At 69.7% G+C, this 22,069-nt stretch carries 20 protein-coding genes; 11 read left to right on the forward strand and 9 right to left on the reverse strand.

The genetic code is table 11. The annotated features are described in order from the left end of the window. The first annotated feature begins 173 nt into the window (after nucleotides 1-173). The 6 genes from NR798_RS37800 to NR798_RS37825 all read left to right on the forward strand — a co-directional run bounded on the left by NR798_RS37800 (nucleotide 174) and on the right by NR798_RS37825 (nucleotide 6,448). Nucleotides 174-1,304, forward strand: a complete 1,131-nt coding sequence (locus tag NR798_RS37800; RefSeq protein ID WP_375767417.1) for a hypothetical protein — start codon at nucleotides 174-176, stop codon at nucleotides 1,302-1,304. A gap of 29 nt (nucleotides 1,305-1,333) precedes the next feature. Further along, the gene (gene acs / locus NR798_RS37805; RefSeq protein WP_375767418.1) at nucleotides 1,334-3,283 is read left to right on the forward strand and encodes an acetate--CoA ligase; all 1,950 of its coding nucleotides are present in this window, start codon (nucleotides 1,334-1,336) and stop codon (nucleotides 3,281-3,283) included. Between the two features lie 25 nt (nucleotides 3,284-3,308). Beyond that, entirely contained in the window at nucleotides 3,309-3,587 is a 279-nt protein-coding gene (locus tag NR798_RS37810) for a DUF485 domain-containing protein (protein WP_375767419.1), read from the forward strand. A gap of 16 nt (nucleotides 3,588-3,603) precedes the next feature. After that, a complete protein-coding gene (locus tag NR798_RS37815; RefSeq protein ID WP_375767420.1) occupies nucleotides 3,604-5,229 on the forward strand; it encodes a sodium/solute symporter in 1,626 nt (541 codons plus the stop codon). A gap of 169 nt (nucleotides 5,230-5,398) precedes the next feature. After that, nucleotides 5,399-5,851 (forward strand): hypothetical protein, encoded by a 453-nt coding sequence (locus NR798_RS37820; RefSeq protein WP_375767421.1) that lies wholly within the window; start codon nucleotides 5,399-5,401, stop codon nucleotides 5,849-5,851. Between the two features lie 3 nt (nucleotides 5,852-5,854). Continuing rightward, a complete protein-coding gene (locus NR798_RS37825) occupies nucleotides 5,855-6,448 on the forward strand; it encodes a hypothetical protein (RefSeq protein ID WP_375767422.1) in 594 nt (197 codons plus the stop codon). 1 nt (nucleotide 6,449) lies between these two features. On the opposite strand, the gene NR798_RS37830 is transcribed toward NR798_RS37825, so the two are convergent. Beyond that, nucleotides 6,450-6,845: a RidA family protein gene (locus tag NR798_RS37830; RefSeq protein ID WP_375767423.1), complete on the reverse strand. Its 396-nt coding sequence runs from the start codon at nucleotides 6,843-6,845 to the stop codon at nucleotides 6,450-6,452. A gap of 105 nt (nucleotides 6,846-6,950) precedes the next feature. Between NR798_RS37830 and NR798_RS37835 the strand changes: the two genes are divergently transcribed. After that, on the forward strand, nucleotides 6,951-7,592 hold the full coding sequence (locus NR798_RS37835; protein ID WP_375767424.1) for an RNA methyltransferase: 642 nt from the start codon (nucleotides 6,951-6,953) through the stop codon (nucleotides 7,590-7,592). 1 nt (nucleotide 7,593) lies between these two features. On the opposite strand, the gene eis is transcribed toward NR798_RS37835, so the two are convergent. Then, entirely contained in the window at nucleotides 7,594-8,784 is a 1,191-nt protein-coding gene (gene eis, locus NR798_RS37840) for an enhanced intracellular survival protein Eis (protein WP_375767425.1), read from the reverse strand. 157 nt (nucleotides 8,785-8,941) lie between these two features. Between eis and htpG the strand changes: the two genes are divergently transcribed. After that, nucleotides 8,942-10,915 carry a molecular chaperone HtpG gene (gene htpG / locus NR798_RS37845; protein WP_375767426.1) on the forward strand — a complete coding sequence of 658 codons (1,974 nt, stop codon included), beginning with the start codon at nucleotides 8,942-8,944 and terminating at the stop codon, nucleotides 10,913-10,915. Between the two features lie 185 nt (nucleotides 10,916-11,100). Here the strand turns inward: htpG and NR798_RS37850 are convergent, their stop codons facing one another. Further along, entirely contained in the window at nucleotides 11,101-11,964 is an 864-nt protein-coding gene (locus NR798_RS37850) for a hypothetical protein (protein ID WP_375767427.1), read from the reverse strand. A 113-nt stretch (nucleotides 11,965-12,077) separates the two neighbouring features. Here NR798_RS37850 and NR798_RS37855 point away from each other — a divergent pair, with 113 nt between their 5' ends. Continuing rightward, nucleotides 12,078-13,712: an N-6 DNA methylase gene (locus NR798_RS37855; protein ID WP_375767428.1), complete on the forward strand. Its 1,635-nt coding sequence runs from the start codon at nucleotides 12,078-12,080 to the stop codon at nucleotides 13,710-13,712. An 88-nt stretch (nucleotides 13,713-13,800) separates the two neighbouring features. Then, nucleotides 13,801-14,388, forward strand: coding sequence for a superoxide dismutase family protein (locus NR798_RS37860; protein ID WP_375767429.1), 588 nt, complete (start codon nucleotides 13,801-13,803; stop codon nucleotides 14,386-14,388). Between the two features lie 46 nt (nucleotides 14,389-14,434). On the opposite strand, the gene NR798_RS37865 is transcribed toward NR798_RS37860, so the two are convergent. From NR798_RS37865 to NR798_RS37885, 5 genes are read right to left on the reverse strand one after another with little or no spacing between them, the layout of a single operon-like run. Beyond that, a complete protein-coding gene (locus NR798_RS37865; RefSeq protein WP_375767430.1) occupies nucleotides 14,435-15,193 on the reverse strand; it encodes a glucose 1-dehydrogenase in 759 nt (252 codons plus the stop codon). A 25-nt stretch (nucleotides 15,194-15,218) separates the two neighbouring features. Continuing rightward, nucleotides 15,219-17,000, reverse strand: coding sequence for a hypothetical protein (locus tag NR798_RS37870; protein ID WP_375767431.1), 1,782 nt, complete (start codon nucleotides 16,998-17,000; stop codon nucleotides 15,219-15,221). 51 nt (nucleotides 17,001-17,051) lie between these two features. After that, on the reverse strand, nucleotides 17,052-18,215 hold the full coding sequence (gene nagA, locus NR798_RS37875; RefSeq protein ID WP_375767432.1) for an N-acetylglucosamine-6-phosphate deacetylase: 1,164 nt from the start codon (nucleotides 18,213-18,215) through the stop codon (nucleotides 17,052-17,054). Then, nucleotides 18,215-19,249, reverse strand: a complete 1,035-nt coding sequence (locus NR798_RS37880; protein ID WP_375767433.1) for an SIS domain-containing protein — start codon at nucleotides 19,247-19,249, stop codon at nucleotides 18,215-18,217. Before NR798_RS37880 ends, nagA begins: the two co-directional genes overlap by 1 nt. 57 nt (nucleotides 19,250-19,306) lie before the next feature. Further along, entirely contained in the window at nucleotides 19,307-20,920 is a 1,614-nt protein-coding gene (locus NR798_RS37885; protein WP_375767434.1) for a hypothetical protein, read from the reverse strand. 169 nt (nucleotides 20,921-21,089) lie between these two features. Between NR798_RS37885 and NR798_RS37890 the strand changes: the two genes are divergently transcribed. Beyond that, nucleotides 21,090-21,644, forward strand: coding sequence for a DUF1697 domain-containing protein (locus NR798_RS37890; protein WP_375767435.1), 555 nt, complete (start codon nucleotides 21,090-21,092; stop codon nucleotides 21,642-21,644). On the opposite strand, the gene NR798_RS37895 is transcribed toward NR798_RS37890, so the two are convergent. Continuing rightward, complete coding sequence (locus NR798_RS37895; RefSeq protein ID WP_375773888.1) at nucleotides 21,629-22,069, reverse strand: NUDIX hydrolase; 441 nt, start codon at nucleotides 22,067-22,069, stop codon at nucleotides 21,629-21,631. The genes NR798_RS37890 and NR798_RS37895 overlap by 16 nt on opposite strands.

Here is a 22,069-nt window from a genome sequence, read left to right on the forward strand (position 1 = left end):
GCCGTTACCGAGTGCTCGGCGGGGTTCCAGCGGGGCGGGGGAACGGTGTTCCCGGCGTTACCCCGGTGACGGGGACGTTACCTTTCGAAACGTCCGACGCGGCGTGGCAGGCGCCAAGCCCGCGAGAACATTCATGCTGCGGCCTGGAATGAGCGTTGCTCATGGAGGCCCGCGTGCGACCCCACACTCTGTCCCGGCCGTGTTCCCTCGTCGTCCTCCTCGCCTCGCTGGCGGCATTCTTCGCCCCAGGCCTCGCACATGCCGTGAAGGTGCCGCTCGGTGAGGGCCCGGCCTCGCTCAACGTCAGCGTGCTGGTGCAGCCCTGGACGCAGCTGTCCAAGGGGGGCGCGCCCGCGGGCGGCCTGGGCACGGACTTCTTCCTGCGCCGCACCCGCCTCTTCGTCTTCGGCAACGTCACCGAGCGCATCTCCTTCTTCATTGACACGGACCAGCCCAACCTGGGACGCGACGGCAACTGGAACCCGGCCTTCTATGTCCAGGACGCCCTCGTCTCCGTGAAGCTCACGGACAATCCGCTCTTCATCGACGCGGGGATGATTCTCGCCCCCTTCTCGCACCACTCCCTGCAGGGGGCCATCGCCCTCAACACGGTGGACTACCACGCCTCGCTCGTGCGCTTCCCCCAGAACGAGGGGAAGATCTGGCGTGACGCGGGCGTGCAGGTGCGCGGCTTCGCGGGGCCGCTGTACTTCCGCGCGGGCATCTTCAACGGCATCGAGGGCTCGGCGGCCACCGACGCCGCCCCCGCCCTCAACCCGGAGGACATCCCGCGGCTGGCCGCCCACGTCCGCTACAACGTGTTCGGCAAGGAGGAGGGCCTCTTCCTCAATGGCATCTACTTCTCGGACCACCCGCTGCTCTCGGTGGGCATGGGCGCGGACTACCAGCCGCGCGCGGTGATGGCCGGCGGCCGGGAGCGGGATGACATCAACGTGAGCGCGGACCTCTTCCTCGACTACCCGCTGCCCAACGACCAGGAGCTCGTCTTCCAGACGAACGCCTTCCGCTACTGGCAGGGCCGGGAGGCGGCCAACAGCGGCTTCGGCATCTTCGGCGAGGTGGGCTACCGCATCGGCATCCTCGAGCCCGTCTTCTCCGCCGAGTACTTCAACGCGGACGTGGCCAACACGGACTTCCTGTCGCTGCGGCCAGGCTTCAACGTCTGGCTCATGAAGCACACCTTCAACCTGAAGGCGGAGGTGGCCATCGTCCGGCAGCAGGTGCCCGCCGCCGCCACCACCACCGGCATCACCGGCACCGCGCAGCTCCAGCTCTTCTATTGAACCGCCCCCGCGCCACCAGGAGTCACCGGATGATCTACGCCCCCAAGGAAGGCTTCGGCCGGACGGCCCGCATCCAGAGCATGGAGGACTACCAGCTCCTCTACCGCAAGAGCATCGAGCGGCCCGAGGAGTTCTGGGGCGAGATGGCCCAGGCGCTCACGTGGTTCCACCCGCCGGACACCATCCTGGACGCGGACCCGGACCTGGTGGACTTCTCGTGGTTCGGCGGCGGCCGGCTCAACGCCTGCTACAACGCGGTGGACCGGCACGTGCGCTCGCGCCCCGGCAGGCCCGCCATCATCTGGGCGAAGAACGAGCCGGGGCAGTACGAGCTCATCACCTGGCGCGACTTGAAGCACAACGTGGGCCGGGTGGCCAACGTGCTCAAGGCGCACGGGGTGAAGAAGGGGGACCGCGTCTGCATCTACCTGCCCATGGTGCCGGAGCTGGCCTACACCATGCTGGCGTGCGCGCGCATCGGCGCGGTGCACTCGGTGGTGTTCGCCGGCTTCTCCGCCGACTCGCTGCGCGAGCGCATCCTCGACTCGGGGGCCCGGGTGCTCGTCACTGCCAACGAGGGCCCGCGCGGCGCCAAGCGGGTGCAGACCAAGGCCATCAGCGACGAGGCCGTGGAGGGCCTCACGCAGGTGCAGTCCGTGCTGGTGGTGCGCCGCACCGAGGCGGACGTCCCCATGAAGGCCGGCCGGGACTGGTGGCTGGACCAGGAGATGAGCAAGCACCGCGGCACCTGCCCCGTGGAGTGGATGGCCGCGGAGGATCCGCTCTTCATCCTCTACACCTCGGGCAGCACCGGGAAGCCCAAGGGGGTGATGCACACCACCGGCGGCTACCTCGTCTATGCCGTCACCACGCACCGCTACGTCTTCGACCTGCAGCCGGATGACGTGCACTTCTGCACCGCGGACATGGGGTGGATTACGGGCCACACGTACCTGCTGTACGGGCCGCTGGCGAACGGGACGACCACGGTGCTCTTCGAGTCCATTCCCACCTACCCGGACGCGGGGCGGCTGTGGCAGGTGGTGGATGACCTGAAGGCCACGGTGCTCTTCACCGCGCCCACCGCGCTGCGCGCCCTCATCCGCGAGGGGGACGCGTACGTGAAGAAGTCCTCGCGCAAGAGCCTGCGGCTGCTGGCCTCGGCGGGCGAGCCCATCAACCCCGAGGTGTGGCGCTGGTACCACGACGTGGTGGGCGAGGGCCGCTGCCCCGTGGTGGACAACTGGTGGCAGACGGAGACGGGCGGAGTGCTCATCGCCCCCCTGCCGGGTGCCACGCCCTGCAAGCCCGGCAGCGCCACCCTGCCCTTCTTCGGCGTCGAGCCCGTGCTGGTGGACGACGAGGGCCGCGTCCTGGAGGGCAACGGTGTCTCCGGCAACCTGTGCCTCGCCCGCACCTGGCCCGGCCAGGCCCGCACCATCTGGGGCAACCACCAGCGCTTCATCGAGACGTACTACTCGCGCTTCCCCCGGCTCTACTTCACCGGGGATGGCTGCCGCCGCGACGAGGACGGGTACTACTGGATCACGGGCCGCGTGGATGACGTGCTCAACGTCTCCGGCCACCGCCTGGGCACCGCCGAGGTGGAGAGCGCGCTGGTGGCCCACGAGTCCGTCGCCGAGGCCGCCGTGGTGGGCTTCCCGCATGACCTCAAGGGCACGGGCGTTTGCGCCTTCGTCACGCTCAAGCCCGAGTACCTGGACGCCAACGCCGAGCAGATGATGGGCGCGCTCAAGGAGCAGGTGCGCCACGTCATCGGCCCCATCGCCACGCCGGACCAGGTGCGCATCGTGTCCGGCTTGCCCAAGACGCGCTCGGGGAAGATCCTCCGCCGGATGCTGCGGAAGATCGCCTCCGGCGAGACGGAGGAGCTGGGCGACACCTCCACCCTGGCCGAGCCCACCGTGCTCGACGAGTTGCTCACGCAGCAGAAGCAGATGCAGTCCCAGCGCCGCTGAAAACCCCTCGAGGAGAACCCTTCCCATGTCCCAGAAAACCAAGGCCGAAGAGCTCGAAGCCCTGGCGGCGGCGCGCTGGCGCGTGGCCGCTGTCCTCACCACGGCCATGCTGATTTCCTATTTCGGTTTCATCCTGCTCGTCGCCTTCGACAAGCCCCTGATGGGCAAGCAGATCACCCCCGGGCTGTCGCTCGGCATCCTGCTGGGCGCGCTGGTCATCGCCTCGGCGTGGGTGTTCACCGGCATCTACGTGCTGTGGGCCAACCACCGCTACGACAAGGCCCTCCACCAGTTCCGCCGCTGAATCAGGAGCCACGCGAATGAATCCCCAACAAGCACAGACCACGATCGGCGAGCCCAACACCACGGCCATCGTGTTCTTCCTGGCCTTCGTGGGCCTGACGCTCGCCATCACCTACTGGGCGGCGCGCAAGACGAAGACGACGTCCGAGTTCTTCGCCGCTGGCGGAGGCGTGACGGGCCTGCAGAACGGCTTCGCGCTCGCCGGCGACTTCATGAGCGCCGCGAGCTTCCTGGGCATCGCCGGACTGGTGGCGCTCTCCGGCTTCGATGGCCTCATCTACTCGGTGGGCTGGCTGGTGGGCTGGCCGGTGGTGACGTTCCTCATCGCCGAGCCCCTGCGCAACCTGGGCAAGTACACCTTCGCGGACGTGGTGGCCTACCGGCTGAAGCAGACGCCAGTGCGCATCTCCGCCGCGGTGGGCACCCTCACGGTGGTGGCCTTCTATCTGATTGCCCAGATGGTGGGCGCCGGCAACCTCATCCGCATGATGTTCGGCCTGAGCTACGAGGCGGCCGTGCTCATCGTGGGCGTGGTGATGATCCTCTACGTGCTCTTCGGCGGGATGATCGCCACCACGTGGGTGCAGATCGTCAAGGCGGTGCTGCTGCTTGGCGGAGCGACGGCGCTGGCGGTGATGGTGCTCGCGAAGTTCGGCTATAGCCCCCTGGCGCTCTTCCAGGAGGCGGCCCGGCAGTACGGCCCGGAGGTGCTGGCGCCGGGCAAGCTGGTGAGCAGTCCGCTGGAGGCGGTATCGCTGGGCCTGGCGCTGATGTTCGGCACGGCGGGCCTGCCGCACATCCTCATGCGCTTCTACACGGTGCCCAACGCGAAGGCGGCGCGCAGCTCCGTGTTCTACGCCACGGGCCTGATCGGCTACTTCTACCTGGTGACGTTCATCCTCGGCTTCGGCGCCTCGGTGCTGCTGGGCCGTGGGGCGATTACGAGCGTGGACAAGGGCGGCAACATGGCGGCGCCCATGCTGTCCGAGGCGGTAGGTGGCACGCCCTTCCTGGGCTTCATCTCCGCGGTGGCCTTCGCCACCATCCTCGCGGTGGTGGCCGGGCTGACGCTGTCGGGCGCGGCGGCGCTCTCGCACGACCTGTGGACGCACGTGGTGCGCAAGGGCAACTCGCCCGAGCACGAGCAGCTCCGGGTGGCGCGGCTGGCCAGCCTGGGACTGGGGATTCTGGCCATCCTGCTGGGCATCCTCTTCAAGGGACAGAACGTGGCCTTCATGGTGGGTCTGGCCTTCGCCATCGCGGCGAGCGCCAACTTCCCCGCCCTGCTGCTGTCCATGTCCTGGAAGGGCTTCACCACGAAGGGCGCGGTGGCCAGCATGATCACCGGCACGGCGAGCGCGGTACTGCTCATCTTCCTGTCGCCCACGGTGCAGGTGGATCTGCTGGGCAACAAGGAGGCGATCTTCCCGCTGAAGAACCCCGGCATCATCACCATGCCGCTGGCCTTCTTCATGGGCTGGCTGGTGTCGCTGCTCGCGCCCGAGCCCGAGGCGTCCAGCCGCTACGCCGAGGTGAAGCACCGCATGCACGTGGGCGCCGAGGCCGATGCACTCACGCCCCCGGCCAACGGCACTCCCGCGGCGGCCACGCCCGTGAGGACCCCGGGCACGCAAACCACCTGAGCGCCCGATACTCCCTCTCCCCCTGGGAGAGGGTTGGGGTGAGGGTCTTCCCCTCGGCGGTACTCAGGCGACAACCCTCCCCCCGCCATCCCTCTCTGGGAGGGGGGGTTGGCAGCATTCCCTTTCAAGCCAAGGTGGTTCTGTGGGCCTTTCAAGGCAGCTCACGCGAGTGTCCGCGCTCCTGTTCCGGCGCCTGCTCGTGGTGGTTCCGCTGGTTCTCACGGGATGCAGCATCAACCAGTACCAGCCGAGCCACTTCCGATTCACCACCATCGTCGAGAAGACCGAACCAGGAGCGGGCGGCTGGCGTGCCGCATGTATCCATGCGACCGTCATCAACAGGTCGACCCTGGAGCCGTTTCTCTGCAAGTTTGGCGTAGAAATGCCGATTGCGACCGAAGAGACCGGATTCATGTCCGAGGCGCTTGCTCAGCGAATCGCCGCCGATTGCGCCAACAAAGCCTTGAGCGATGTGATCGCCGCCCCAGCTTCTCCACTTCCTGGCCTCGTCTGCACGCAATTCAGGAACACATTTGACGGGGTTCTCAATCGCGCTGTGCTTGGCTCGAGAGTGACAACCCGGTGCGAAGAGAAGACAAGTCCCATCAGGGTGGACTTCTAGACCATGCCCATTTCAGCGGACGATCTGCTTTCCGTTGTCCGAAACTACTGGCGCTCGGACCATGCCTTTGATGACAAGGCAGAAAACAGTCCTGAGACCAAGAGACTGCAGAGGGAGTGGGCGCAGGCGCTCGAGAAGATGGATCAATGGCGGGTGCTCCTGCGTGAACTCGGAGCAGCGTTGCCGCACTTCAATATCGGGAATGCAACGGCCACCAGCGATGCCTGTTTTCGCTGCTCCGTGTATCCGAATCGGGAGCCCGTCTATACGAATCCGGGGGATGAGCCGAGATCGCGCCGCTGGGCTGTTGTCGGCTGCGTGAGCATTCTGGCGCCTGTCTACAGCATTTATGGCGTGCAGTACGACTACAGAGGCAAGGAGCGCATCGCCGAGCGGGTGTTTTTCGATCCGCTTCCGCCTGAGATGCAGGCGCCCGCGGAAATCATCGCCAGGAAGCTCGAGGCGATGTTTGGGGTGGAGGCACTTCCTCGCGAGATCGCCGACATCCGAATCCCGCTCATCGTGGAGCCACGCGAGCCACCTGACACCACGCTCTTTCATGCGCTCTTCAGCAGTTACCCCGAAAGAGTGCCTTGAGTCAGGTGGACTGCACCACCGCGATGCAGTCGATCTCCACCCGCGCTCCCTTGGGCAATCCCGCCACCTGCACGGTGGTGCGCGCGGGCGGAGTCCCCGGGAAGTAGCGCCCGTACACCTCGTTCATTTCGGCGAAGTCCGCCATGTCCACGAGGAAGACACCGCACCGGACCACGTGCGAGAAGTCCAGGCCACCGGCCGCGAGCACCTCGCGCAGGTTGTCCATCGCCCGCGCCGTCTGCACCTTCACGCTTCCCTGCACCAGCTCGCCCGTCGAGGGATCGATGGGCGTCTGTCCCGAGAGGAAGACCATCCTCCCCAGGCCCACCTCGACGGCCTGAGAGTAGGGACCAATGGCCTTCGGGGCCTTGTCGGAGTGCAGCGTTCGGCGAGCCATGGAGACCTCCAGGACGGCGTGTCTACCACGCACTCTCGCACCAGACCGCGTTCAATACAGGATGCCTCCGCCCATCCGCCCGTGCGAGGGCCGGGTGCCAGGAGCATGCTCGGTGTCCCACCCGCTGAGAGCGAGGCACACGCGAACGTGGTCCGCACCGAGCACGACGCACTGGAGCTCATCCGCATGAAGGGGGTCATCACCGAGGTGCCCGCCCTGGGGATGACGTCGCTCGTCGAGGCCGTGGCCGGAGGCTCCGTGCACGGCAGCTGGCGCAACCACGCCAAGGGCCGGCTCATGTACCGGCTCGGCCGCATGCTGAGGGCCTCGGACGAGGTGCTCGCGGTGCGGCTCGTGGAGGGCAAGGTGGCCTTCGTGGACCCCGTGCTCTGGGCGGTGGTGTACCGCGTGGCCATGGAGCCCTCGCGCCGCCGCCGCTCGCTGGAGGGGCTCTCTCCCCAGGCCCGCGCCCTGCTGTCGGCGGTGGAGCGCGACAAGGTGGTGCGCCTGGAGAAGAACAGCGAGTGGACCAAGGGGCGCGAGGCCCTGGAGGAGCGGCTGCTCGTCCACCTCTCCGAGACGGAGACGGAGGAGGGCCGCCACGTCACCGTCCTGCGCTCCTGGAGGGACTGGGTCTCCCCCACCGTGAAGGAGGCCGCCGAGTCCCTCACCTATGACGAGGCGCTCGCCCGGCTGCGCGAGGCCTGCGGTGGAGCCCCCGCGGGACTCGGGCCCTGGGTGCCCTGACTCAGTACATGTCGGGCATGGCGGGCGGCGGTCCCGCGAAGAGCTCCGTCGCCGTGCGCAGGGCGGCCTCGTCGGCCTCGAGCACCCCGGCCATCTGGAGGGCCGAGGGCGAGAGAAAGCCGCTGTAGAGCGGAGCGAGTGCCCGCACGTGCAGCTTCACGTCGCCATCCCCGCCGGGGCGCACCTCGGCCTCGCCGTTGTCCACCTCCAGCACGAAGCGGCCGCGGTTCTCCGGGAAGAGGTCATCGTCCACCTCCAGGTGCAGGGCCCCCGAGAAGCCCACCGGGTAGCCTCGGGCCTGGAGCACGGCGGGCACATCCAGCATGCGCAGCATCCAGGTGAAGTGGTGCTTCACCTCGTACGTCTGCTCGCGCAGGAGGAAGAGGAGTGGATCCGCCGGCCCGCCCCGCCACACCACCTCCCGGGCCAGGGAGCGGTGATCTCCAATGAAGCTCAGCAGCCGCCGGCCCGCGGCCGGGGTGAGCGCGATCAGATCGCTGAGGCTCAACTCCTGGAGCAGGCCGTGGGGCTGGGTCCGGCGCGAGAGGTAGAGGTAGCCCTCGATGCCGGCGCTACCCTCCACGAGGTAGCCATAGGCCGTCTCCCCCCGGGGGTGCGTGACGCGATTCCAGGTGTAGGCCGTGCGGTCGATCCACCCCTGCTGCCGCTGCGCATAGCGGCGGTAGACCTCGCGGATGGCTGGCAGGTCGGAGACCTCCACGGGCCGCAACGCGAGGGAGCGCTCCTGGAAATCGAGCCCATGGACCTGCACGCGAATCTCGAAGCGCGAGCCGGACTGCTCGAAGCCCACGCGCCGGTAGAGCGGCTGGGTGGCCGGGTAGAGGCTGGCGAGGGGGACGCCCTGGCCGCGCAGCTCGCGGAGGGCCGCCTGCATGAGCCGGGTGGCCGTGCCCTGGCCGCGGCGAGCGGGTGCCACGCCCACCCCGCCGATGCCCACCATGGGCACCCGGCGCCCGTTGAACCACTGCCCCATGGGGATGAGGACGATGGTCGCGGCCACCTGGCCCCCCTCGCGCAGCACCCGCAGCTGGGCCTCCGCGGCCTCGACCTTCTGCTGCCAGCCCCGGGACTCCTCGGGCGGGAGGGCAAAGGCCTGATTCCTGATGTCCTCCGCCGCGGCGAGCTCCCGCTCCCCTCGAGGCGGGCCAAAGTCCGGTGCCTTCGTGTCCACGCTGTCCTCCTGGAGTCAGAGGAGGCACAGCCTACCCGGCGGGCAGGCGTGCCAGGGCCTCTTCCGCCGTCTTCTCGTTCCCATGCCGCTGGACAACCCGTTCCGCATGGTTACAGGGGAAGGCGATCGCGCCCCGCGATGGGCGCCCGGAGGAAACATGTCCGTCGACACCCAGCGGGAAACCCACAAGTTCCAGGCGGAGATCAACCAGCTCCTGAACCTGGTCATCAACTCGCTCTACAGCCATAAGGAGATCTTCCTGCGCGAGCTGGTCTCGAACGCGTCGGACGCGCTCGACAAGCTGCGCTTCCGCTCCGTCACCGAGCCCGAGCTGCTCGAGGGGGCCTCCGAGCTGGAGATCCGCCTCATTCCGGACGCGGAGAAGGGCACGCTGACCATCGAGGACACCGGCATCGGCATGACGCGCGACGAGCTGGTGAAGAACCTGGGCACCATCGCCCACTCCGGCTCGCGCGAGTTCCTGGAGCTGGTGGCGCAGCGGGGCCAGAAGGATGTCAACCTGATTGGCCAGTTCGGCGTGGGCTTCTACAGCGCCTATCTGGTGGCGGACCAGGTCGAGGTGGTGAGCCGCGCGGCGGGCAAGGAGTCCCAGGCCTGGAAGTGGGCCTCGGACGCCAAGGGCTCCTTCACGGTGGAGCCGGCCGAGCGCACCACGCGCGGCACCTCCATCACCCTGCACCTCAAGGAGGACCAGAAGGAGTTCCTCCAGGAGTGGCGCCTGCGCGAGCTGGTGAAGCAGTACTCGGACTACGTCAACCACCCCATCAAGCTCCAGGTGAAGAAGACCACCGGCGAGGGGGACGCGCAGAAGACGGAGACGGCGCTCGAGGTGGTCAACAAGGCCAGCGCCCTGTGGCAGCGGTCCAAGAGTGAGATCACCGACGAGCAGTACCAGGAGTTCTACAAGCACCTCTCGCACGACTGGGAGCCGCCGCTGGCGTGGGCGCACTTCCGCACCGAGGGCAACCAGGTCTTCACCGGCCTGCTCTTCCTGCCGAAGAATCCGCCCTTCGACTTGAACGCGGCCCAGCAGCGCGGGGTGCGGCTGTTCGTCAAGCGCGTGCTCATCATGGACCGCTGCGAGGAGATGCTGCCGCAGTGGCTGCGCTTCGTGCGGGGCGTGGTGGACTCGGATGACCTGCCGCTCAACGTGTCGCGCGAGCTGCTGCAGGACTCGGCGGTGGTGCAGGCCATCCGCAAGCACGTGACGAAGAAGACATTGGACATGCTGGAGAAGCTGGCCAAGGACAAGCCAGAGGACTACCGGACGTTCTGGAAGAGCTTCGGCACGGTGCTCAAGGAGGGCCTGGCCGTCGACACCGAGTACCGCGAGAAGCTGGGCACGCTGGTGCGCTACGAGAGCTCGCGCGAGGAGGGGCTCACCTCGCTGGCGGACTACGTGTCACGGATGAAGGAGGGCCAGAAGGCCATCTATTACGTCTTCGGCGAGTCCCGGAAGGCGGTGGTGGACTCCCCGCACCTCGAGACGCTGAAGAAGCGCGGGTACGAGGTGCTGTACATGACGGACCCGGTGGACGAGTGGGCCACGCAGGGGCTGAGGGACTTCCAGGACAAGCCGCTGGTGTCGGCGATGCACGCGGACCTGAAGCTCGAGGAGACGGAGGAGGAGAAGCGCGAGAAGGAGCAGCGCGCCAAGGGGCTGGGGCCGCTGGCGGACCGGATGAAGGAGGTGCTCAAGGAGCACGTCCGCGAGGTGCGCGTGTCGGACCGGCTCACGGACTCGCCGTGCTGCCTGGTGGTGCCCGAGGGCGGCTCGCACGCCTTCGTGGAGCGGCTGCTGCGTGAGCGCGGCCGGAGCGTGCCGCGCGTGAAGCGGATTCTCGAGGTCAACCCCTCCCACCCCATCGTCGAGCACCTGAAGGCGCTGCAGGAGAAGGAGCCGGCGTCCCCGCAGGTGACGGAGTGGGTGGAGATGCTCTACGACCAGGCCCTGCTCACCGAGGGCAGCAGCGTGGAGGATCCGAACCGCTTCGCCCGGCGCATGACGGCGCTGATGACGGAGCTGGCGGCGCACTCGCCCGTGAAGGGCACGCACACGCCCGCGGGCGCGGTGGCCGCCGGTCCCGAGACGCCGCTGCCGCGTAACTGAGGGTAAGGCTGCGACGATTTCCCCTCTCCCTTCGGGAGAGGGACGGGGTGAGGGTGCCAGGGCCCCGGGTTGAGCCCCCTGTCCACACTGAGGGCCACGGGTTGGAAGAACGGGCTCGGATACCCTCACCCCAACCCTCTCCCGGGGGGAGAGGGAGCATCGCTCTGAAGGGGGTTGGAGCCGGTTCAGCGCCCGCCCCGGCGGCGGGCCTCGGCATCCATCACCCGCTTCTCCACCTTCACGCGAGCGAAGTTGGAGAACAGCCCGTCCGGCTGCATTCCCTGCAGCGCCCGCATCTGCTGCCGCAAATCCTCCAGCGTCTTCTCCGCCCGGGCCCGGCGCGTGGCCAGCTCCGCGCTCGAGGCGAAGCGGATGGACAGCAGCGTGTCCACGTCCACCCGGCCATCCAACTCGCGCTCCTGCAGCTCGAGGGAGATGGGACGCGGCGCCGGGTCCTCCAGTGTCCTCGCCACCAGGGCGCGCAGCTCCTGGGCCCCCGCGCGCAGGGTGTCCGCGTCCGTGGCGGCCTCCAGCCGCTCCATGCCCGCGGCCAGTGCCTCCACCAGCGGCGTCACCGCCTGACGGCCCGGCGGCGACAGCAACTGCGTGACGTAGGCATCCATCCCGTCCCCACCGGCCTGCTCCACCACCTGCCGCAGCAGCGGGAGCCAGTCCGCCTTGAGCTGCTCGCGCACCGGCCCCACCGGGGCCTTGTCCCGCCCGGCCTTCTGCAGCGCCTCGTCCAGGCCCTTCAGCACGGCCTCGGCCGGGAGCACGCCCCGGGGCGCGGCGGAGCGATCATGCCAGCGGCTCTGCCTCACCTCCGGCGCCACCCCGGTGAAGGCCGGGCTGCCCGGGCTCGTCGTCTCTCCGTTGAGCGACGGCATGCCAGGGTTGCCCCGAGGCTTGTCGAAGACCGGGCGCCCCGGGTTGGTGGGCACATCCGACGTGTCGAAGCCATCCCCTCCCCGGCGCGCGGGGGCTCGCGGCATCAGGAGCTTGCGCGGCTCGATCTTCGTGGGCTCGTCGTCGTCATGCCCTAGCGGCACACCCCGGGGGGGAACCTTTGGTTTCGACGGCGGTGGCGGCATGGGGCTCCTGGACGCCATGTTGCTACGGCATGGCACGGCAAGGAAAGCCGCCCGGGGTAGGATGCTCGCGGATGCCGCGTGCCCCCCATGCCCCTCACGTCCTCGACGAGGAGGCGCTCGTCCACCAGTTCCCCGGTCTCGACCGGCGCGCGCTCGGTGCCTTCTACACCCCCGCACCGCTCGTGGAGCGCACCCTCGCGCTCGCCCTCGCGCACGCCGGGGACGGGCCGCTCGCGGTGGTGGACCCCGCTTGTGGTGCCGGGGCCTTCCTCGCCGCCGCCGCCCGCGCCCGCCCCGAGGCCCACCTCTCCGGCCTGGAGCTCTCCCCCGAGGTCGCCCGCGCCTGCCAGGCCCGCGTGCCCGGCGCCGACATCCGCCCCGGAGATGCCCTGCGCGGCGGGCTCGAGCCCCTGCTCGCGAGCCTCCCCCCGGCACGCCACGAGGTGTGGATCGGCAACCCGCCCTACAACGGCACCTCCTCGCTCCTGAAGGACCGCGAGGCCTACGCCCGGCTCCGCGCCCTGCTCCCGCTCGCGCTCCCCCAGGGCACCAGCCTGCGCGATGACTTCGCCTTCTTCCTGCTGCTCGCCGCGCACCGGCTCTCCTCCCGCACCGGCGTCCTCGCCTTCATCACCCCCACCAGCCTCCTCGACGCCTTCCTCTACGCCCCCCTGCGCGCCACCCTGCTGCGCATGCTGTGCCTGCGCGAGGTCGTGGACCTCGGCCCCGGTGCCTTCGCCGGTGCCCAGGTCCGCACCTGCATCACCGTGTGGACCTCTCCCCCGGACTCGCGGATACGGCCCGTGTACTCACGGCACCAGGGCTCACGGCTCGAGTACACCCGGCACCCTCACCCCGTCCCTCTCCCAGAGGGCGAGGGGAAATTGGAGCCCTTCGTTCCCGAGGCTCCCGAGTGGCGTCTCGCTCCCACTCCTCCCGAAGCCGCGGAGCTGGATGCCCGCTGGCGCGCGGAGGGCGAGCCCCTCGATACGCTCGTCCCCGTCAGTCTCCCGGGCGTGAAGACGCGCTTCGATGAGCTGCTGGTGGACGTGGACCCGCTGCGGCTCCTCGCCCGGCTCGAGGACTTCGCCCGCACGCCCCCGGAGGCCCTCGAGGACTTCGCCCGGACCCATGCCATTCCCCCGGCCCTGCTGCCCAAGCTGCGGGCCTTGAAGGAGGGGCCTCCCTTCAACGTGGACCCCTCCTGTGTGCGCCCCTTCTTCCGCTACGCCGGGGCGCGCCACCGCGGCACCCTCCCCCCCGAGTCCCGTGCCTTCTGCTACCTGGACCGGCGCCTCATCCCCCGCGGCGACCACCGCCTGCGCGGTCCGTGGGATCCCCATCGCGGCGCGGTGAAGCTCCTCTTCAACGTGCGCGAGTTGCCCCTCTCCGCCGCGCTCCTCGAGGAGGAGGGCTGCGTGCACGACCACCGCCATGCCCGCTTCGCGCCCCTGCTCGTGCCCCAGCGCGTGCGCGACGAGGGCCTCGACATCACCCGCGTCACCCGCTCCGAGGCGGCGCTGGGCCCCCTCGTGCCCAACCTCTCGCCCCGAGGGCTGGCCTGGGCGGAGCGGCTCGGCGGCCCGCTCGCCGCCTACCAGGCAATCGTGCACTTCCTCAACGGCCCCGACGTACAGCGGCGCTGGGCTCCCGTGTACGGCGCCTCCCGTGTCGTGCCCGTCCCCCTGGCTGCTCTCCAGCCTTGAGGAACACGCCCAGCGAATTAGTGTCCACCTTCACTCTCGGTCCGGAAGTCCGGAATCGGGAATTCCCGCAGTGAAGGAGACATCGTCCATGAAGACTCGCGCGTTGCTCACCGCTGCTGTCCTCTGCATCGCTGGCCCGGCGTTCGCCCAGGGCAAGGCTCCCGCCGCCAAGGAGAAGGCCGCCGCCAAGAAGGAGGAAGCCGCCGCCAAGAAGGAGGAGAAGATGGCCGCCGCGGGCGCTACCGCCCGGGCCGAGCTGAAGGACCAGAAGGGCCAGCCCGTGGGCGAGGTGACGCTCACCGAGACGCCCCACGGCGTCCTCATCAAGGGCTCGCTCTCCAACATCCCCGCGGGCGAGCACGCCATCCACGTCCACGAGGTGGGCAAGTGCGAGGCCCCCTTCCAGACCGCCGGTGGCCACCTCAACCCGGGCAAGAAGAAGCACGGCCTGCTGGCGGCCGAGGGCAAGCACGAGGGCGACCTGCCCAACCTGTACGTGGGCGCCGACGGCAAGGTGCAGTTCGACGCCTTCGCCCACGACCTCAAGCTGAAGGACCTCCAGGACCAGGACGGCGCGGCCGTCGTCGTCCACGCGGGAGTGGACGACTACAAGAGCGATCCGGCCGGCAACGCGGGTGACCGCATCGCCTGCGGCGTCGTGCAGGTGCAGAAGTAGCCGTCCCGTTGGAGTGAGGGGCTGGGAAGCATCCCGGCCCGGCCCCTCACACGTCCCGGTAGCCGCCGTCCACCGCCAGGTCCCCGGCCGTCATGAAGGAGGACTCGTCGCTGGCCAGGAAGAGCGCGGCCCGGGCGACCTCGTCGAGCCGGCCCAGGCGGCCCAAGGGCGTCGCGGCCTTCACCAGGCTGTAGAAGCCCTCGACGGCCTCCGGGGGCACGCCCATCTTCCCCTGGAACTCGGTGGGCACCAGGCCCGGGCTGAGGGCGTTGACGCGGATGGAGCGCGGCCCCAGCTCGACCGCCAGCGTGCGCGCCAGCGAGCGCACCGCGGCCTTGGTGGCGAAGTAGATCGTGCTCGCGGGCGCGCCCTTGGTGCTCACGACCGAGGCATTGAGGATGACGCTGGAGCCCGGCTTCAGCAGCCCCACCAGCTTCTGCACGGTGAAGAAGAGGCCCTTGACGTTGGTGCCGAACACGTCGTCGAAGAAGGCCTCGGTGACCTTCTCCAGGGGCACCGCTCCGCCGATGCCCGCGTTGGCGAAGAGCACGTCCACATGCCCGAAGGTCTCCTGGGCCCGCCGTGCCAGCATGTCGAGGTCCTCCAGCCTGCGCACGTCCGCGCGCACGGGAATGGCGGCCGCCCCGAGCTCCCGCGCGGAAGCCTCGAGCCGCTCCGCGTTCTTGCCGGTGATGATCACCCGCGCTCCTTCCTGGATGAAGGCCCGCGCGGTGGCGAAACCGATGCCGGTGGAGCCACCGGTGATGACGGCGGTCTTGTTGGACAGGCGCTGCGTCGTGGACATGTCTTCTCCCTGAGAAGCCACCACTCTACAGCGGCGGAGCCGGGCCTCCCGCCACGGCCGAGAGATCCAACTGCGTCCCCTCCCGCGGCGGCGTGAGCCGGCGCAGCACGCCCTCGCGCGAGTGCAGGAACACGAGCGAGGGATGCTCGAGCGGTACATCGAACTCGAAGCCCAGCCGGGTCGGCCCCTGGGCATCGGCGGCCAGCACCGTCACCCGCATGCCCTCCAGCTTCACCTGCGCGCCCTCGCCGAGCATGTGCTCCGGAGAGCGGAGCGTCTGCTCGGCCTCGGTGGCGAGGAAGTGGCCTCCGCCGGGGAGCTCCAGCGCGAGCGAGGTGGGCCCGGTGCGGGTGACGATGGGGGACTCCTGCACCAGGGACAGAGGCCACCAGGAGCGCGGGAGCGACTGGCCTTGCAAGGCCCACCGGACGGGGACGTACAGGAGTACGCCGATGTCTCTCGCATCGAGGATCACCACCCGCTGAGACGCGAGGCGCGCGGAGTCCAGCTCGCTCCTCACCTGTTGCGCCATCTGCTCGGTGTCCGTGCCGAGCTTGCGGATCATCATCGACATCGCGGGCCAACTCAGCGGGGCGAGGACGAGGTGGAACAGCGCGAGCACCGCCCCCGCGACGGCGACGCCTCGCGGACGCCAGCCCTGCCCGCGCGAGCGCCATGCATGGCGGAGCACCACGGCCAGCAGCACCGAGGCGCCCAGGCTCGGCACGAAGAGCAACCGGCCCATGGGCATGCTGGAGGTCACGGGCAGCAGGGACAGTGCAGCGCCAGCGGAGAGCCAGCGGCAGTGCCGGCGCTCCTCCTCGGAGAGGCCGGGCCGGGCGGAGCGCACCAGCACGGCGAACACCGCGAGCCCGGCCAGACCCAGGCCCACCAGCGCGGGCCGGCTGGCCGCGTTGATACCCCAGAGGTCCACGGGCACACCCAGCAGCCCGCCGATGAGCGCGGGCACCCGGCCGAGCGCGGCCACCAGGTAGCGTCCGGGCTCGCCCACCGGGTCCAGGTACATGGAGGACCCGTAGGCCCCGTACCCGAGCGCCTTGTACATACCGAGGTAGGCGACCGCGAGCACCGCCGCCGGGGCGACCGCGCGAATCCGCTCCGCCACCGGGCCCCGGGCGCCGGACAGCTCATAGGCCAGCACGTAGGCGAAGACGCCCAGCGCCGACTCTCCCGCCGTCAGGCTCACGGCGAGCGCGACGAGCGACAGCGGCAGGGCCCAACGCTTTCCGGACTCGCGCCACTCGAGGTGCAGCCCCAGGCCCACCAGGGCCAGGGCGGTGGACACCAGGGCGTTGCGGTTGGAGATCCACCCCACCGGGAGCAGGTGCGCGTCGTCCACGGCGAACAGGAGCAGCGCGAGCACCGCCAGGGACCCGGGCATCAAACGCCGCAGCAGCACCCCGAAGAGGGCCACCACGCCGAGGTACCAGGCCACCGAGTGGAGGTGATAGCCCACCGCGTTGCGTCCGAAGAGGCGGTAGTCCAACGTCTCGAGCGCGCTCGACAGGGGACGCCAGAAGACGATCTTCAACTCGGGCAGCGTCCACCAGGGATAGGGCCCCTCCTGCACGATGCGCCGCATGCCCTCGGGGTCCCCTCCGGCGAAGCGGAAGAGGTCCATGGGCGAGCCCAGGGGCCACCTGCCCTCGAAGATGAGGAGGTGCAGGTTGTCATCCAGGGCGAACCCCATGCCCAGCGTGGGCAGGGCGAGCACCAGGGCAACGGCGAGGGCGACCCAGAGGGCCCGGGGAGAATCGAACCAGCGCTTCGAGGAGGAGCCGTCCATGGTGACGTGGCCACCGACAACGCTGCCACGTCCCGGGTTCCCAACCGAAGCTCAGTGCCACTGCTCCTGGCCCGCCACCCAGGTGGCGAGCACCGTGAGGTCCTCCCGGAGCAGCGTGAGGTCGGCGCGATAGCCCGGCGCCAGCCGGCCCAGGTGTCCGTCCAACCCGAGGTAGCTCGCGGGATGGAGCGACGCCATGCGCAGGCACTCCTCGAGTGGCAGCCCGAGCAGCCGGACGGCATTGCGCACCGCCGTCACCATGTCGATGTCGGCACCGGCCAGCGTGCCGTTCTCGGTCACCAGCCGGCCCTCCCGGCGCAGGATGGTGCGGCCATACAGGGTGAACGAGTCCGCCTCGGTGCCGACTGGAGGCATCGCATCGGTGACCAGGAAGACGCGGCCGGGCGGCTTGACCTTCAAGAGCAGACGCAGCATCGCCGGATGGACGTGGATGCCATCGGCGATGACCCCGCACCATGCCTCGTCGGCCTCGAGGGCGGCCACCACCGGGCCCGGCTTACGGCTCTGCGCGGGCGGCATGGCGTTGAACAGGTGCGTGAAACCCCGTACGCCAGCCGCCAGGGCCGCGCGCGTCCGCTCGTACGTCGCCGCCGTGTGACCCGCCGAGAGCACCACCCCCGCCGAGGCGAGCCGCCCGATGACGGCATCGTCGACACACTCCGGCGCCAACGTCACCACCAGCCGTCCGCCCTGCCCCGCCAGACGCTCCGGCAGCGCACTGAGGTAGTCGACATCCCCCGCATCGGGCGCACGGATGAAGAGCGACTCGTGAACCCCCGGCCGTTCGCCACTGATGAAGGGACCTTCCAGGTGGATGCCGAGCACTCCGCTGGCAGGCCGGGCCATGGCCTCGAGGACGGCCTCGCAGGCCTGGCGCATCCGGGCCGGCTCGTCGGTGATGAAGGTGGGCAACAGCCCGGTGGTACCGGAGCGCCGGGCCGCCGCCGCGATGGCGAGCGCCGCCTCCACGGTGGGCGTGTCGTTGAACAGCACGCCTCCGGCTCCGTTGACCTGGGCATCGAGGAAACCCGGCACCAGTAGCGTTCCCTCGGGCAACCGCACCACCGGGGCTCCGGCCGGGACCGCATCCATGGGCACCACGGCGCTGATGCGCTCGCCCTCGAGCACCACCGCGTGGTCCTCGAGCATGCGCTCGCCGGTGAAGAGCCGTGCCCCCGCGAGAATCCGTTTCATCACACGGTCTCCGTCACCTTGCGCAGGTGCGCGGGGACGTCCGGGTCCATTCCACGCGCCACCGCCAGCCGGTGGACCGACATGTAGAAGCTCTGCACCTGGCACAGGGGCGCGATGGCGCTCGGCACCCCGGGGACGACGGGCAGCGGCTCGGCGCCCGGCACCGCGAGCACCGAGCGGACCTCCGCCCCCAGCTCCACCATGCGGCGCACCACGCTCCGCGTCCCCTCCGCCGAGCCATCCTCCTGCCCCAGGGCCAGCACGGGGAAGCCGCGGCCCACCAGGGCGAGCGGGCCATGGATGACCTCGGCGGTGCTGAAGGCCTCGGCGTGCAGCCGGCAGGTCTCCTTGAATTTGAGCGCCATCTCGAGCGCCGCGCCGAGCCCCATCCCCCGCCCGAGCACGAACAGGTTGTGCGCACCGGTGAGCCGCTCGAGCGCCGGCCACCAGTCCAACTCTCGCGCCGCCTCCAGGGCCTCCGGCAGCCGGGAGACCGCGTCCCGCAGCACCGCCTCGCCGGACCAGTGCGCCACCAACTGCAGGAACGCGAGGCCGGAGAGGATGTACGACTTCGTGGCGGCGACGCTCTGCTCGGGGCCGGCGGACAGCGGCAACCCGATGTCGCACAGGGAGAAGAGCGGAGAGTCCTCGTTGTTGACGAAGCCGATGACCAGCGCGCCTCCCGCGCGGGCCGCTTCCGTCAGCCGCAGCAGGTCGGGACTGCGGCCGGACTGCGACACGGCGATGAAGAGGCACTCCCGCAGGTCCAGGCCCCGGGTGTTGTAGACGGAGGCCACGCTCGGCCCCACCGAGGCCACGGCGCGCCCCAGCGTGGTCTCGATCAGATACTTGCCATAGCTGGCCGCGTGGTCGGAACTGCCGCGCGCGCAGGTGACGACGAAACGGGGAGGCCGCTGGCGCAGCCGCTCACCCAGCTGGGCGAAGGCCCCCTCGCAACGGGAGATCTGCCGGCGAGCGGCCTCCGCCGACTGGGCGGCCTCGAGGGCCATGGCGGGAAGGGAGGAAGTGTTCACCCTCCCAATCTAATACCCACCGCTCGCCTGGGGAGACCCCACGGCCGGCGAGCGTGCTCAACGGCACAGAGGCGGCGAGGACGCACTGGCGCTGCTGGCGAGGAGGTTGAGGAACTCGCTCGCCTGGGGCTCCTTCCCGCTGGCCCAGAGCGCGGACTCCGCCCAGCACTGCACCCAGGGGGTGCTCCAGTCCGCCGGGAGCGCACCGCACTGGTTCCGGCGCCAGGCCCCCCGCGCCTCGGCATCCCGCTTCACCGCCGCCACCACGTAGGGCGTGAGCTGCGCGACGAAGGCGTCCGCGTAGGCCTGGTCGGACGGCACCACCAGCGGATCCGGCGAGAGCCCCCCGGGCCGGAAGCCCACGTGCTCCTGGTCCTGGAAGCGCAGCGCTCCCGCTCCCTGGGCGGGCTCGGCGGACGGCGTGCTCGACTGGAGCCTGAAGCGGTAGCTCGACGACCACTGATAGGTCCACACGGAATAGGTGAAGGTGTCGTAGACGTCCTCGGTCACCGTCGCGGGCGTGTTGGACAGGTGCTTGCGCGCCGCGCTGAGCTCACTCTGGGCGCTGGAGTAGTCGCTGGCGGCATCGCTGGCTTCGTCGCAGACTTTCTTCTTGTTGCTGGAGGGCTCGGGGCAGCCCACGCAGCTCGCCTCGTGCGTGTGCTTCGCCTCCTCGCACTCGGCCTCCTTGTCCTTCTTCCGCTTCTCGGCCCCCGCCAGGGCGCTCTCGGCGCTCGAGACGCGCTCTTCGGCCCTGCCGTACTCGGGATTGTCGACCTGCCGCGTGCCGCTGACGTAGTCCAGGTTGCGCACGTCCTCGGAGACGGTCTGCACGGCGCGCTGGATGAGCGCATCCACCCAGACCTGGAACACATCCGGCTGGCCGGGCCTCGTTCCGGTGGACGCGCACCGCGCCCAGGAAGGCAGCTGCGAGGACATGCGCTCACACAGGTCGGAGAGCCCCTGGGCGATCCGGGGCGCCATCGAGCCCTCGAGATGGGTCATGACGGGGATGGCGCTCTGCTCGAGGAAGCTCTGCCGGGCCTGGTTGACCCGCGAGGCCGTCTGCGGGGCGGGCGCGAGGCACTGCGCCGCGGACATCAGCACGGAGGAGGCCCCGTGCGAGCCCTCGCCCCGGGCGGTGGTGGCGAGGTTCGCGAAGCGCGAGGCGAGCTGGGCCGCGCGCTCCGAGAGGAGCGTCTGATAGCTGGGGACGGGGAGTTGGTGGCCGCGGGACTGGAGACAGGCCAGTCCGGCCACCGCCGTGGCCACCGGGCCGTCCGCCTGCCACTTCGCGCAGCGCTCCACATGAAGCTGGCTGGCCTTCTCGAGCAGCGTGTTGACCTCGGCATGGCCGGGGATGAGGTCCTTGGCGTCCAGAAGCGGAGGGAGGCACCGGTCGAGCTCCCCCGCCTCGCACGGCGGGCGCGCGGACTCGAGGGCCTGGTCCGTGGCCTTCTGCGCGAAGATGGGGAAGCGGCCACACGCGTCCTTGTCATCGGGAGCGGCGGCACAGGCGGTCCGGTAGGCGCGGGCCGCGGTCAGGAAGTCACCGCGAATCGCCGCCTCCCGGGCCTGGGCCATGGCCTCACGGTAAGCGGTGTTACAGCCACTCGAGGCGAGGAGCGCGAGCAACAGGGAGAAGCGCGACAGCAGGGGATGAGAACGCATGTGGACGCGAGAACGCTGAAGAAAGGACACGGCGTGAAAGCCTGGACGTCGAAACAGGCCACTTATTCAGCGTCGCGCCCCCAAAACGTTCCCGCATCCTACCCTCCCCTGGAGGCGGAGTGCGTTCACCCCCGGTCCAGTACACTCCGGTGTGGTAGGACTCGGGCCCATGACCAGGTACGTCGCACTGCTGCGTGGGATCAACGTCGGTGGGAACAAGAAGGTCCCCATGGCGCGGCTCCGGGAGCTGATGGAAGGAATCGGCTACACCGATGTCGCCACCCTCCTCCAGAGCGGCAACGCCGTCTTCACGAGCAAGGAGAAGAGCCCGGCGAAGGTCGGCAAGCAGCTCGAGGCGGCCATCGCCAAGGAGTTCGGCTTCGAGGTCGCCGTCGTCATCCGGACGAGGGATGAGCTGGAAGCGGTGATCCAGGCGAACCCGCTCCCCGATGCCGAGGACACCCCCTCCCAGTTCCTCGTGACGTTCCTGTCCGACGTCCCCGAGCCGAAGCGGTTCGAGCAGATCGACGCGGCGGCGTACCTGCCGGACGAGTTCCGCCTGGTCGGGCGGGAGATCTACGCCCGGTTCCCGAAGGGCGTCGGGAATTCGAAGCTGGCCACCGTGCTCGGCGGGACGCGCCTGGGAGTCACTCCGACCGCCCGCAACTGGAGCACCGTCACCAAGCTCCTGGAGCTGGCCGACGCGCCTCAGTCCCGCTCGTAGAAGCTTCCCCGGAGAAGACACGCCACCGCACGCCGGCTCGCCTCGAAGTGGGGCTGGGGAAGCCGGCGAGGATCGTACCAACCCCATCCCGCGCACTTGTCGGGCTCCAGGACCGTGGGCTCTCCGCGGAACTGGTTCGCGTACAGGATGACCGAGATGTGGTGCTTGCCGGTCCGCTCGAACGTCTCGAGGTTGTTGGTGAGGGCGATGACCCTCGGGTCGATCAACTCCAGACCCGTCTCCTCCCGGACCTCCCGGATGGCGCCCTGCTCGAAGGTCTCGCCCGCCTCCAGGAGCCCGCCCGGAATGGAGTAGTGGCCCTCCTGCCAGCCTTTGCGCAGGCCCAGCAGGATCTCCTCCCCCCGTTGGATGATGACCCCCAGCCCGACGGAGGGACGCTCCGCGTTCCTGCTCAGGGTGGGCAC

The sequence above is a fragment of the Archangium gephyra genome (assembly GCF_042230915.1).
Lineage (GTDB): Bacteria > Myxococcota > Myxococcia > Myxococcales > Myxococcaceae > Archangium > Archangium gephyra_B.

Bases quoted from the DNA above. Each gene is read 5' to 3' on its own strand.
- acs (WP_375767418.1), top strand. From the start codon at position 1,334: ATGATCTACGCCCCCAAGGAAGGCTTCGGCCGGACGGCCCGCATCCAG.
- NR798_RS37810 (WP_375767419.1), top strand. From the start codon at position 3,309: ATGTCCCAGAAAACCAAGGCCGAAGAGCTCGAAGCCCTGGCGGCGGCG.
- NR798_RS37815 (WP_375767420.1), top strand. From the start codon at position 3,604: ATGAATCCCCAACAAGCACAGACCACGATCGGCGAGCCCAACACCACG.
- NR798_RS37825 (WP_375767422.1), top strand. From the start codon at position 5,855: ATGCCCATTTCAGCGGACGATCTGCTTTCCGTTGTCCGAAACTACTGG.
- NR798_RS37830 (WP_375767423.1), bottom strand. From the start codon at position 6,845: ATGGCTCGCCGAACGCTGCACTCCGACAAGGCCCCGAAGGCCATTGGT.
- NR798_RS37835 (WP_375767424.1), top strand. From the start codon at position 6,951: ATGCTCGGTGTCCCACCCGCTGAGAGCGAGGCACACGCGAACGTGGTC.
- htpG (WP_375767426.1), top strand. From the start codon at position 8,942: ATGTCCGTCGACACCCAGCGGGAAACCCACAAGTTCCAGGCGGAGATC.
- NR798_RS37855 (WP_375767428.1), top strand. From the start codon at position 12,078: ATGCCGCGTGCCCCCCATGCCCCTCACGTCCTCGACGAGGAGGCGCTC.
- NR798_RS37860 (WP_375767429.1), top strand. From the start codon at position 13,801: ATGAAGACTCGCGCGTTGCTCACCGCTGCTGTCCTCTGCATCGCTGGC.
- NR798_RS37865 (WP_375767430.1), bottom strand. From the start codon at position 15,193: ATGTCCACGACGCAGCGCCTGTCCAACAAGACCGCCGTCATCACCGGT.
- NR798_RS37870 (WP_375767431.1), bottom strand. From the start codon at position 17,000: ATGGACGGCTCCTCCTCGAAGCGCTGGTTCGATTCTCCCCGGGCCCTC.
- nagA (WP_375767432.1), bottom strand. From the start codon at position 18,215: ATGAAACGGATTCTCGCGGGGGCACGGCTCTTCACCGGCGAGCGCATG.
- NR798_RS37885 (WP_375767434.1), bottom strand. From the start codon at position 20,920: ATGCGTTCTCATCCCCTGCTGTCGCGCTTCTCCCTGTTGCTCGCGCTC.
- NR798_RS37890 (WP_375767435.1), top strand. From the start codon at position 21,090: ATGACCAGGTACGTCGCACTGCTGCGTGGGATCAACGTCGGTGGGAAC.